This is a genomic window from Vitreimonas sp., from assembly GCF_035627415.1.
Classification (GTDB): domain Bacteria; phylum Pseudomonadota; class Alphaproteobacteria; order Caulobacterales; family Aquidulcibacteraceae; genus Vitreimonas.
This window is the reverse complement of sequence record NZ_DASPLU010000007.1, coordinates 63,052-74,891: the sequence shown is the minus strand read 5'-3', so window position 1 is coordinate 74,891 and position 11,840 is coordinate 63,052. Positions and strand designations below refer to the sequence as shown.

Genomic DNA, 11,840 nt, shown 5'->3' with positions numbered 1-11,840 from the left:
TTATAGGCTGGGCTACAGGCGGAAGGGGAGGGGCCGATGCGGCGTTTGCTGTGCTGGATCATCGCGGCGCTGGCCCTGGCCGAGACGGCGGCGGCGCAGGCGCCCAATCCGGTGCTCGAACATTACCGCGCCTACCGCGTCGCGCTCGAAACCGGCGACCTCGTCGCCGCCGAAGCCGCCGCCGAACGCGCCTACGCCGCCTCGCAGCAGCGTGACGGCGAAGGCGGCCGCACCGGCGTGCTCGCGCTCAATCTGGCGGCCATGCGTCTCTTGCGTGAGAACCCGGACGGCGCGCGTGCGCCCGCGGCATTAGCGCTGAGACTCGCCGCCAATCCCGAGGCCGCCGTCGATCCCATCACCGCCGCGTTGGTGCTCGGCCGCGCCGAGATCGGCGCTGGGGCCGAGGAGCGCCAGCTGCAGAGCGCCGGCGCGCGGCGCATACGCGATCTGCTGTCCGCCGCCGCGGAGCGCCCGGAGCTGAACGGCGAAACCTATCCCGCCGCCGTCGCGCTCGGCGCCTGGTCGTTCGCCAACGATCGCTTCGGCGATGCGGCGGAAGCCTGGACTGTCGCAGAACACACGTCGGACGGCGCCAACGCCGATCCGCAATTCGCCCGCGCCTACGCCAATATCGGCATCACCGCCTCGCTGGTGATGGATGCGGCGGGCCGCCTCATGCGCCCACGTGAAGTGGAGCGCGCCGCCACCGCCATCAGCGCAGCGATACGCGCCTACGCCCCGCACGTCAGCGAAGGATCGCACGAGACGTTAGGTCCGGTTCACAGCGCCTACGCGCAAGCCTTGGCGTGGCGCGCGGCGCTGTCGGCCAAGTTGCGCTCGGATGAAATGGACATTCCAGACGAGATCGAGGGTGTGCCGGCGCGGGAGATCGGTGCGCCCGCCGATGCGCGTCCGCCCTGTCATATGCGTTTGGCCGAACAGCCGCGTATCCGCTACCCGCAGCGCATGCAGAACCAGTCCGGCATCGGCTCGGTGATCCTTCACATCAGGACCGATGAAACCGGCCGCGTCGTCACCCGCCGCGTTGCCGCCGCCGTCGGCGCTTCGTTCGCGCAGACCGTGGACGATCTCGAAAGCGACTGGATCATGGAACGCGGTGAAAACTCGCTCCCCGGATGCCGCGCCGCCGTGTCGATCTATCAGTCCGTGGTGTTCGTCATCCGGTAGCGACGTTTTGCGGCTCGCGGGGCGTCAAAATCCCCGGCATAAGCGCGCCCGAACAGGAGCGACGCCATGGCCGCGCCGGCGGGCAAAGTGCCGATCTTCGAAAGCGCGGGTCATGCGGTGCGCTTTCTGCGCGAGCATTGGCGCGCCATCGCGCTGATCGCCGCCGTGTGCGCTCTCGCGCAGACCGCCGCGTTCGTGGTGCTCGGCATGACGCTGCCGTTCCTGCTGCTGGTGTTCTTCATCTCGGCGTGTGCCCACGCCGCTTTCATCGGCAGGGCGCTCGGCGGTGAAAGCGGTAAGCCCGCAGCGATCTTGCGTGACGGCGCGCGCGTGTTCACCGCCATGGCGGCCGTCGGGTTTTTCATAACCATCGTCGCCTTCATGGTGTTCTATATCACGATGGCCGTGCTGATCGCGCCTTATGACGCGCAGGTGAAAGCTGCGGGACAAGATCAAGCCGCGCTTGGCCGAATCTTCAGCGAGGCCGTGCAGGCTCAGCCTGCGACGCTCTCATGGATGCTGTTGCTCGGCGGTGTGCTGCTGCTTCTACTGACGTCGCGCTTCTATCTCGCCGCGCCGGCGAGCGTCGACTGTAAGCGTATCGTGGTGTTCGACAGTTGGCGGTGGACCAAGGGCAACATGCTGCGCATCGCCGCCGCGCGCCTCGTCGTGCTCGGCCCGGCTTATGCGCTGGTGTTCGCGCTCCAGACCCTGGCCTCGGCCGGCATCGGCATAGCGGTGACCGATCCGGTTCAGTTCGGCGCCCTGATCGCCGCCGAACCATTGCGCTTCGCCGCGTTTTATCTCATGGCCGGCTTCATCCAGTTCGTCTTCTACGCCGCGCTCGAAGCGGGGCTCGCGACCTACCTCTACCGGGGGCTGCGGCCCACCGATCCGCGCCGCCCCCCCGCTTGACGCTCGACCGACTCGGGTCGCTCGGCTAAACCCCCGCGTCCCATGGCCGCTTCACGCCCTTACGTCGCCGACCTGCTTCGGCTCGCCGGTCCGGTCGCGCTCGCGCGGCTCGGCATCATCGGCATGGCCATCGTCGACGTCGTCGTGGTCGGCCAGCTCGCGCCCGACGAGCTGCCGCACCAAGCGCTCGGCTGGGCCCCGACGGCGGTGTTCCTGGTCGCTGCGATCGGCCTCCTGCAAGGCGTGCAGGTGTGGGCCGCGCGTTCGCTGGGCGAGAAGAATCCCGAAGGCGCGGGCGTCGCGCTCCGCCGCGGGCTCGTGCTCGCTTTCGTCGCCGGCCTCGTCTCGATGGCGGCGATGTGGCTCGCCGGCATCAACCTCTTCACCGTGTTCGGCATCGATCAGGATCTCGCCGCGCCCTCGACGCCGGTGATGCGCATCCTTGCGCTCTCGATTCCGCTGCATCTGCTCTATATCGCCGGCACCTACTTTCTCGAAGCGATCAAGAAGCCGGGCGTGTCCACCGCCGTGATGTGGGGCGCCAACGTCGTCAACCTCGCGCTGAATCTCTGGTGGGTGCCCGAGCATGGCGCCATCGGCTCGGCCTGGGCGACTGTCGGCGCGCGCGTCTTCCTCGCCGGCGCGCTGCTCGCCTGCATCTTCCTGCTGCGCGACGGCGCTCATTACGGCGTGCGCAAGCTCGGCGCGCCGGGGCCGAGCTATCGCGCCTTGCTCGCCGTCGGCATCGCCGCCGCCGTCAGCCAGGCGGTGGAGGCTGGCGCCTTCTCGGCTATGACCGTGATCGCCGGCCGTCTCGGCGCCGACGTCGTCGCCGCCTATCAGATTCTGCTCAATCTCATGGCGTTCGTGTTTATGCTCGCGCTCGGCCTGGCCGCGGCCACCGCGGTCCTGGTATCCGAAGCGGTCGGCCGCACGGCGCCGCACGACGCCGCCCGTGCCGGCTGGACCGGCATCGGCCTCAACGCCATCGCCATGATCATCGCCGCGATCGTGATCCTGCTCTTCTCCGAGCAGATCGCGCGCGCCTACACAGCCGACTTAGTGCTCGCCGGTTTGATCGCGTCTTTGATGTGGATCACGGCGATCGTCCTACACCCGGACGGCGCCCAGGTGGTCACCGCCTCCGCCTTGCGCGCGCGCGGCGACAACTGGTTTCCCACCTTCAGCCACATAGCCGCCTACGCTGTGGTGATGCCGGTGCTCGGCTATTGGCTCGCCGAAGTCGAAGGGCAGGGCGTCGCCGGCCTGCTGTTCGCGATCTTCTGGTCCAGCGTCCTCAGCGCCGCCGTTCTCCTCATGCGCTGGTGGGCGCTGGCGCGATCGGAAGTCAGAAATCAGAAGCCAGAAGTCGGAAGCGCAGCGACGCGCCGCGCCGCCGCGCCCAACTCGTCTGATTTCTGATTTATGGCTTCCGGTTTCCAGGCTCTACGCGGCGACACCCAGTATCCAGCCTTCCTCGCGCTCCACCACCTCCCGGCGCGCGTCCTCTTTCGCCGGCCCGAACAGCGCCGCCAGCTGGCCCTTCTCATCGAGCGAATTAAACCGCTCGCACGCGCCGCGCACTTGCGCCTGGTCCTTGATCTCTCCCGCATTCGGCTTGGCGACGAACATGCTCGGATATATCTCCGCGAACACTGCCTCGGCATCGGCCACATCCGCGGCTCCCAGCGCCTTCCAGCCGGTCTCGAACGGCCACAGCTTGACGCTTCGCGCATCGCGCAGCCGCTTGATCACCGGCAGCCCCGTCAGCGCCTGACCGCCGACCGAGCCCCGATAATAAAGCTTCCAGATCGAGGAGGGGCCCTTCACCAGCTGTTCGGCGAGGCGGTATTCGGGCAGATCGTTCGGCCCATGCTCGCGCGGGCGCTTGGCCGAGAGCATCGACTGCTCGTCGCGCGCCGGCGCGCCCCAAAACGGAAACGCCTCGCCCGTCATCAGCCGGTTCATCTTGGCGCCAACTTGGAAGCGGTTGTTGGAATTGTCGGCCTTGTCCTTCACTTCCTTCGCGGCGAACTCCATCAGCGCCCGCCACGGCTCGCCTGGAAGCTTCAGCGCCGCCGCCGTGCCGCGTGGAAACGCCAGCGGAAAATCGAATCCCACCAGCGCTCGCTCGCTCTTGCGCTTCAGATCGTCGAGCACGCCGTTCAGCACGCGTTCGGCGTCCGCTCGTGTCGCCGGATTGTGCGATTCGAACGCCATCTGAAAGCGCACATTGCGCTTCAAGACGCCAATCCAGATGGAGTCCGGCCCAGTCGTCGGCTTCGCCGCCGCGCTCCAGTCAACCATGACGTAGGCTTGAAACAGTCTCTGCATATCGATGTCGTACTTCGCGTTCTTTGTGCCGCTCGTTGCGCCTTCGTGTTCAAACACAAAGAAACGAACGCCGCACCAAGGTCACAAAGTCTAGCCCAGCTTCACCAGCATCTTGCCGATATTTGCGCCCGTAAACAGATTGAGGAACGCCTGCGGCGCGTTCTCGATCCCGTTCTCGACCGTCTCTTCCCACTTGAGTTGGCCGCTGCGCACCCATGGCCCCATGTCGGCGTAAAACTGCTCGCGCATGTCCATGAAGTCGGAGACGATGAAGCCCTGCATCTTGATCCGTTTGCCGACGAGATAGGGCATGTTGCGCGGGCCGGGTGTGGGCGCCGAGCTGTTATAGATCGAGATCATCCCGCACTCGATGAATCGCGCGAACGGCCGCGCCACTTCCAGCGCCACTTCCAGATGCTCGCCGCCGACATTGTCGAAATAGATGTCGATCCCCTTCGGCGCCGCCTCGCGCACCTGCGTCAGCAGATCGCCCTTCTTATAGTTCACTGCCGCGTCGACGCCGGCCGCCTTGAGCCAGCCAAGCTTCTCGTCAGAACCCGCCGACGCCACCACCGTGCAGCCGCGCAGCTTGGCGATCTGGCACACCGCCGAGCCCACAGCGCCCGCTGCGCCGGAAACGAAAACCACATCACCCGGCTTAGGTTCGCCGATGCGATGAAAGCTCGTGTACGCCGTCATCCCCGGCATCCCGAGCACCCCGAGGAACGCCTGCGGCGTTACGCCCGCGTCCTTCACCGGCAGCTTGTTCAGCGCCGCGCCCGACGCGACGTACGCTTCGCGCCATCCGAACATGCTTTCGACCCAGTCGCCCTCCTGGAACTTCGGATCGTTCGACTTCACCACCTGCCCGACGGCGCCGCCCTGCAGCGGGGCGTCGAGCTGGAACGGCGGCACATAGCTCGGCCGGTCATACATCCGCCCACGCATGTACGGATCGACCGACATCCACGCATTGCGCACCAACACCTCGCCCGCACCAGGTTCCGGGAGCGCCACTGTCGCGACCTCGAAATTCGCCGCCTCGGGCATGCCGACGGGCCGGCTCTTCAAACGGATCTCGCGCGAAGTCGTCGCCATGGCGGCTCTCCCATGCAGGTTTGCCGCACCCTAGACCGGACTCCGGTCTATTCAAGCTGAACCGGGCCGCTGGACATTATGCGGCGCCGCACTCCATAACCCGGCGCTTCCGGCCAGAGTCTAAACCAATGTCCATCCGCCTTCGTTTCGCGCCGTCCCCGACGGGACGCATCCATGTCGGCAACGTCCGCACCGCCCTGATGAATTGGCTGTTCGCCATCCGCGAAGGCGGCCAGGTGCTGCTGCGTATCGACGACACCGACCTCGCGCGCTCGACGAAGGCCTACGAGCAAAGCATCGTCGACGACCTCGCCTGGCTCGGCCTCGCCTGGAGCGAGCGCGCCAACCAGTCGCACCGCTTCGACGCCTACGAGAAAGCCGCTGCGAAACTCAAAGCCGACGGTTTGCTCTATCCGGCTTACGAAACGGAGGAGGAGCTCGATCGCAAACGCAAGATCGCCCAAGCCACCGGCAAGCCCCCGGTCTATGACCGCGCCGCGCTGAATCTCACCGACACCGACCGGGCCAAGCTCGAAGGCGAAGGTCGCAAGCCACACTGGCGGTTCAAGCTCTCCGGCGCGCGCAAGGATTGGGTTGATTTGGTGCGCGGCCCGCAATCGATCGACACCGCCTCGCTCTCCGATCCCGTGCTGATCCGCGAAGACGGCGCTTTCCTCTACACGCTCCCCAGCGTCGTCGACGACATCGACTTCAACATCACCCACATCGTCCGCGGCGAAGATCACGTCACCAATTCCGGCGTGCAGATCGAGATCTTCGAAGCGCTCGGCGGCTCGGTTCCAGCGTTCGGCCATTTCCCGCTGCTGGTCGGCGCCGACGGCGGCGCGCTGTCCAAGCGCATCGGCTCGCTCGGCGTCGGCGAACTTGCCGCCGAAGGTTACGAACCGATGGCGGTGCTTTCGCATCTCGCCAAGATCGGCACCTCCGATCCGGTCGAAGCGCGCCTCGCCATCGATGAGCTCGCCGCCGAGTTCGACTTCGCCAAGATCGGCCGCGCCCCCGCGCGCTTCGATCCCGAAGAGCTGAAGCGCGTCAACGCCGCCGTCCTCCACCAGCTCGACTACACATCGGTGAAGGACCGCCTCGCCAACCTCGAAGCCGATAGGGGCGAATCCTTCTGGCTCGCCATCCGCGCCAACATCCAGCTGCTGCCCGAGGCTCGCCAATGGGCCCACGTCGTCGACGGGCCGATCGAGCCCTTCATCTCCGATAAAACCTTCGCCGCCGCCGCGCTCGAAGCGCTGCCGAAGGGGGCCTACGACGCCAGCAGCTGGAGCGCCTTCACCAATGCTGTGAAGGAAAAGACCGGAGCAAAGGGCAAGGCGCTCTTCATGCCTCTCCGGCAAGCATTGACGGGCCTCGACCATGGCCCAGAAATGGCCCCGCTGTTCGCGCTGATCGGCGAGGAGCGCGCCCGCAAGCGCCTCAGTGGGCAGGCGGCCTAACATCGCCTTTCCTCATCCCTTCCTGAACGCCTCGCGTCGGTTGCGCAGCGGCTGGTGGGTCGCGCTGTTCATGGCGATGCTTGCGGCGCTGTTGTTGCCGCTGATCCTGCTGTCGGCGCAGAGCGGCGGAGGCGTGCCGATCTGGCAGCAAGCGCTCGCTCTCCTTGCAGCGTCTGTCGTTTGCCAAGCGCTACGCCGCAGGCCGATGGCGGACTTGTTCGGCGCCTTCGATGCGCGTTGGCTGGCTCAGTTGGCGCTCGGCGGCGCCATCGGCGCAGTTCTGATGCTCGCGCCGGCGCTGATCCTTACAATGCTTGGGCTCGTGACGTGGCGCGTGGCGCCGGAGGGACTTGCTTCCCTCGGTCCCGCCCTCATGCTGTTCGCCGCCGTCGCGATCACCGAGGAACTGATGTTCCGCGGCTTCGTGTTTCAGCGCTTCATCGATGGACTGGGCGCGTGGCCCGCACAAATCATTATCGCCGCCTTTTTCGTCCTCACTCACTCGGCGGCACTTGAGGAGGCAGGTTCGCTGGCGTCCATCGCCGGCCTCAACATCTTCATCGCCTCACTGATGTTCGGCTTCGCTTATTTGCGCACCAAGAGCCTGGCCATGCCGATCGGCATTCACCTGATGGCGAACTTCGTCCAGGGCGGTGTGCTCGGCTTCGGCGTCAGCGGCGGCGCTGAGCAGGGCCTGCTCACGCCAAGCCTCACGGGCCCCGACTGGCTCACCGGCGGCGCCTTCGGCCTGGAAGCCAGTGCGCCCGGCCTTGTCTGCGTGAGCGTCGCCACGTTTGCACTTTGGCTCTGGCGCGGCCGCGCGGCATTCGCGCGCGGGTCTTCAGGCCCGCATCACGGCGCGGCGGGCGTCTAGCCGAGTTTACACGCGCGGCCGTAACTGTTCGCCGTCACCCAGGTATCGCGCTGCCCTGCGTAGCCGCCGGCTTAAGTCGCACCGAGCCGGTTGCTTCCGATGTCGCGCTACTCCCGCGCAATCGATGCACACCGAGCCCAGCCCTGTGCGGAAGCGTCTGCAACGGCAGCCGGCTCAACGTGCACTGACGGGTCGTCTCGACGCAAACGCGTGGTGAGGCGCCCGTCCGTCCAGATGCCGCTGCGTCGAACGCGGCCGCGCTCAGACCAGAGCACGCCAAATCCGTTCGGCCGATTGCGCGCGAACTCGCCTTCATAGCGCTCGCCGTTCGGAAAATAGTAGACCGCCGGTCCGTTGAAGGCGTCGCGACCGGAGCGGCCGACATGACGAAAGCCGCTGCTGCCATAGAAGACGCCGTAGCGCTCCGCCTCGCCGAAGACGTAATCGCCCTCATATCGATTGGGCGCGCGGTCACCTTGATTGGGCGCGTGATAATAGACGCCCGGACCATACTTGCGGCCGCATCGGAAGCTGCCGGCGTAGCGGTCGCCCTCGTACACGCCGGCGCCGAACGTCAGCACGCCGAACCCGGCGGCGCGTTCTTCTTCGGACCATCCGCCCTCGTAGCGTCGTTGCTGTTGATCGTTCTCGAAATCGTACGCGCGGTGGCCTGTCGCGCCGCTCCGCGCGCGCTCGGCCGCTTCCTCGCCCCGCTGCGCCGCTTCGCGAGCGGCCGCGGCCGCAGCCTCTGCGCGGGCCTCCGCTTCGCGCGCCCGCAAAGCCGCGGCGCGCACATCCGGGTGCAGGCGTTCGACGTCGAATGGCGGCAGCCGTTGCGCGTGCGCCTGCGTGGACGCCAACGCGAATAGCACGGCAAAGATCAAGAACTTCCGCATCGATCCCCCATGCAGCGGTCTAAACTTGCAGCGCCAGACGTTCGAGCAACGCATCCTCATCCACCGGCGCATTCGACGCCCCGAACGTCACGCTGCTCCCGCGTAGCCGGCGCGCCACGAACGCATCCGCCACCGCCGCAGGCGCGAACTTCGCCAAAGTCGCCGCCGCCAACGCCAGCGCCAGCCGCTCGATCACGAACCGCGCCTCGCGCTCCGCCACTGGCGCCGCAAGCAGCGCCTCCGCTTCCTCCGCCACGCCGCCGTCGCGCAGTTCAACGAGCAGCGCCTCGCGCGTCTCCGGCTCGCGCTGCAGCGCGCGCACCATGTCGAGCGCGATCACGTTGCCCGAACCTTCCCAGATCGCATTCAGCGGCGATTGCCGGAAGAGCCTGGGCAGGGCGCTCTCTTCGACGTAGCCCGCGCCGCCATGGCACTCCATCGCCTCGGCGACGACCGTCGGCGCGCGCTTGCTCACCAGATACTTCGCCAGCGGCAGACCGATCCGCGTCAGCGCCGCTTCGTGCGGATCGCCGGCGCGATCCAGCGCCATCGCCAGGCGGAACGCCAGCGCCACGCTCGCCTCCACATCGAGCGCCAGATCCGACAGCACCGCCCGCATCAGGGGCTGATCGATCAGCTGCTTCTGGAACGCGCTCCGCCCTTGCACGTGCCACGCCGCCAGCGAGCACGCCTGCCGCATCTGCGTCGCCGAGCCGATGATGCAGTCGAGCCGCGTCAGCGCAACCATCTCGATAATCGTGCGCACGCCACGGCCTTCTTCGCCCACACGCTCGGCCCAGGCGCCGCGATACTCGATCTCCGACGACGCATTCGAGCGATCGCCGAGCTTATCCTTCAGCCGCTGGATCTCAATCGCGTTGCGTTCCCCATCCGGCCGCCAGCGCGGGACGAGAAAGCACGTCACGCCCGCTTCGGTGTAAGCCAGCGTCAGGAAAGCATCGCTCATCGGCGCCGAGCAGAACCATTTGTGCCCGACCAGCTCGTATGAGCCATCCGCCTGGGGCAGCGCGCGCGTGGTGTTCGCGCGCACGTCGGAGCCGCCTTGCTTCTCCGTCATCGCCATGCCCATCGTCGCCGCCCGTTTCTCGTGCACCGGAACAAAGCGCGGGTCGTAGGCCTCCGCCGTTACGCGCGGGGCCCAGCGCTCAGCCACCGAAGGCTCTACACGCAAAGCCGGCACGACCGCATACGTCATCGACATCGGACAGCAGACTCCATAGTCCGCCTGTCCCATCAGAAAGAGCAGCGCCGCATGCGTCGCGTGCCCCACCTTCGGCACGTTCCATGCCGCGCCGGAAACACCCGCCTCGAGCCCGATCCGCATCATTTCGTGGTAGGCGGGATGAAACTCCACTTCGTCGATCCGCCGCCCATAACGGTCGTACGGCCGAAACACTGGCGTCACCCGATTGGCCTGCACGGCCCAGCCTTGCGCCTCCGCGCTCCCCACACGCGCCCCGAACGCCGTCAGCCGTTCTGCCTCCGCCACAGCGCCGGACCATTCGCAGGCCGAGCGCAAAATCGCATCCGTTGCATAGAGGTTCACATCCTCCAGCGGCGGCGGCTGATTGGTCACGTCGTGCGTGGCGAGATGCGCGCGCGGATTGCGGTGGGCCATGCGGCGAAGCTTAACGTTTGCCCATGGCGCCGCAAGCTCGGCCGTCGGGCGCGCTCGCTCGCCTCGAAATTCGCCGCCTAGACGCGCTCCGCCTCGCGCCTGCGTTCCCACGTCTGCACGACTTCTCGTGCGAACGTGCCGGCCAGCACCTTCACTCGCGCGCGCAGGTCGTCGCGAGCGTGCTCGTAGGCGGCGAAGTCGTTCGTGCGGCTGGCCTCCTCATGCGCCTCGTTCATCAGCGCCAGCGCGTCGGCCATGAACTTCTCGGCCGAAGCGACGAAGCCCGGCACGTTGCCGTCAGGGTGCGGCGCGATGTCGAGCATGTAGGCGGTCCGCTCGTTCGCGGCGAGGAACATGACGTTCCAGTCGTCATAGGGATAGAGTTCGAGTGTCATCTTCAGGAACACGCCCGTGGCGCCGTTCCAGCACGGATCGGGGATCAGATAGAACGGCCGCAGCCGCGCGCCCGCAACGGCCGCCTGTGCGTTGCGCTGCGCCTGCGCGTGGCGCGCTTCCATCAGCGCGCGGCCGTGCTCCATGCGCGCATTGACCGACGCCGCATTCGGAACGAGATTGCTTTCGTCGTCGGGGCTGAAGCCGAGTTGGCGCAGCAATTCGCCGGTTTGGCCCTGCCAGATCTCGTCAGGGAACACCTTGCGCCGGCCGTGCGGGTCCGCGGCCCGAGCCGGCGGCGCAGACATCTGCGGCGGCGTTGACGGCCGTTTACCGAAACTCATCGCTTAATCCCCGGTTACCGGGGCGAGACTAACGCGTCGCGCTTAATGACCGGTTCAGACCCGCGCCGGCGCGCCCAGCGCCGTGAAGCAATCTTCGATCGAGCGCGCGTAAACCACCGCGTCGCTGAAGCTCGCCGGCGTCAGGTTCGCCTCCACCGTGTGCTGCATCAGCGCGAAGAAGGGCGCCCAGAAATCGTCTTCCGACAGGAACACGACCAGCTTTTTGTGCAGATCGAGCCGCCGCCACGACAGCGTCTCCACCGCTTCCTCCAGCGTGCCGATGCCGCCCGGCAGCACCACGAAGGCGTCGCTCTCCTCGAACATTATATGCTTGCGCTCGTGCATGGTGTCGACCATGCGGTGCGGCACGGCTTCGTAGGTGATCTCGCGCCGCTCCAGGAAGCGCGGCATGATGCCGAGAACGTCGCCGCCCGCCTCGTGCGCCGCCCGCGCGCAGCGGCCCATAAGCCCGACCGCGCCGCCCCCGTACACCATACGCAAGCCGCGCCCGGCGAGTGCGCGGCCGAACCGCGTCGCCAGATCGAGATAGTCCGGCTTCGTCGTCTCCGACGATCCGCAATAGACGCAGACAGATCGCAATTGGTCTCGCAGCGGACTGGAATCAGCCATGGGGCTCATCTGATATAGCTAATACGGCGCCATTGCGGGCGAAAACCCCGCCACTTAAGTGGT

11 protein-coding genes are annotated in these 11,840 nt (G+C 66.9%); 5 read left to right on the top strand and 6 right to left on the bottom strand.

The window, feature by feature from the left end; translation table 11 throughout:
- The first annotated feature begins 36 nt into the window (after nucleotides 1–36).
- The 3 genes from VEA80_RS04990 (at nucleotide 37) to VEA80_RS04980 (ending at nucleotide 3,525) form a co-directional block, all read left to right on the top strand.
- Nucleotides 37–1,188, top strand: coding sequence for a hypothetical protein (locus VEA80_RS04990; RefSeq protein ID WP_325059598.1), 1,152 nt, complete (start codon nucleotides 37–39; stop codon nucleotides 1,186–1,188).
- A gap of 66 nt (nucleotides 1,189–1,254) precedes the next feature.
- A complete protein-coding gene (locus VEA80_RS04985; protein ID WP_325059597.1) occupies nucleotides 1,255–2,103 on the top strand; it encodes a hypothetical protein in 849 nt (282 codons plus the stop codon).
- Nucleotides 2,104–2,145: 42 nt separating this feature from the next.
- Nucleotides 2,146–3,525: an MATE family efflux transporter gene (locus VEA80_RS04980; RefSeq protein WP_325059596.1), complete on the top strand. Its 1,380-nt coding sequence runs from the start codon at nucleotides 2,146–2,148 to the stop codon at nucleotides 3,523–3,525.
- A 24-nt stretch (nucleotides 3,526–3,549) separates the two neighbouring features.
- On the opposite strand, the gene VEA80_RS04975 is transcribed toward VEA80_RS04980, so the two are convergent.
- Together VEA80_RS04975 and VEA80_RS04970 are read right to left on the bottom strand one after the other, a co-directional pair.
- Nucleotides 3,550–4,437, bottom strand: a complete 888-nt coding sequence (locus tag VEA80_RS04975; protein ID WP_325059595.1) for a cobalamin biosynthesis protein CbiG — start codon at nucleotides 4,435–4,437, stop codon at nucleotides 3,550–3,552.
- Between the two features lie 90 nt (nucleotides 4,438–4,527).
- Nucleotides 4,528–5,535: an NADP-dependent oxidoreductase gene (locus VEA80_RS04970; RefSeq protein ID WP_325059594.1), complete on the bottom strand. Its 1,008-nt coding sequence runs from the start codon at nucleotides 5,533–5,535 to the stop codon at nucleotides 4,528–4,530.
- 128 nt (nucleotides 5,536–5,663) lie between these two features.
- Here VEA80_RS04970 and gltX point away from each other — a divergent pair, with 128 nt between their 5' ends.
- Together gltX and VEA80_RS04960 are read left to right on the top strand one after the other, a co-directional pair.
- Nucleotides 5,664–7,001, top strand: coding sequence for a glutamate--tRNA ligase (gltX, locus tag VEA80_RS04965; protein WP_325059593.1), 1,338 nt, complete (start codon nucleotides 5,664–5,666; stop codon nucleotides 6,999–7,001).
- Entirely contained in the window at nucleotides 6,985–7,875 is an 891-nt protein-coding gene (locus tag VEA80_RS04960; protein WP_325059592.1) for a CPBP family intramembrane glutamic endopeptidase, read from the top strand. The genes gltX and VEA80_RS04960 overlap by 17 nt, the downstream gene beginning before the upstream one ends.
- A 107-nt stretch (nucleotides 7,876–7,982) precedes the next feature.
- On the opposite strand, the gene VEA80_RS04955 is transcribed toward VEA80_RS04960, so the two are convergent.
- The 4 genes from VEA80_RS04955 to VEA80_RS04940 all read right to left on the bottom strand — a co-directional run bounded on the left by VEA80_RS04955 (nucleotide 7,983) and on the right by VEA80_RS04940 (nucleotide 11,777).
- Nucleotides 7,983–8,771: a hypothetical protein gene (locus tag VEA80_RS04955; protein ID WP_325059591.1), complete on the bottom strand. Its 789-nt coding sequence runs from the start codon at nucleotides 8,769–8,771 to the stop codon at nucleotides 7,983–7,985.
- A gap of 19 nt (nucleotides 8,772–8,790) precedes the next feature.
- On the bottom strand, nucleotides 8,791–10,410 hold the full coding sequence (locus tag VEA80_RS04950) for an acyl-CoA dehydrogenase family protein (protein ID WP_325059590.1): 1,620 nt from the start codon (nucleotides 10,408–10,410) through the stop codon (nucleotides 8,791–8,793).
- A 77-nt stretch (nucleotides 10,411–10,487) separates the two neighbouring features.
- Nucleotides 10,488–11,147, bottom strand: coding sequence for a hypothetical protein (locus VEA80_RS04945; protein ID WP_325059589.1), 660 nt, complete (start codon nucleotides 11,145–11,147; stop codon nucleotides 10,488–10,490).
- 54 nt (nucleotides 11,148–11,201) lie between these two features.
- On the bottom strand, nucleotides 11,202–11,777 hold the full coding sequence (locus tag VEA80_RS04940; protein WP_325059588.1) for a TIGR00730 family Rossman fold protein: 576 nt from the start codon (nucleotides 11,775–11,777) through the stop codon (nucleotides 11,202–11,204).
- Nucleotides 11,778–11,840 lie beyond the last annotated feature (63 nt).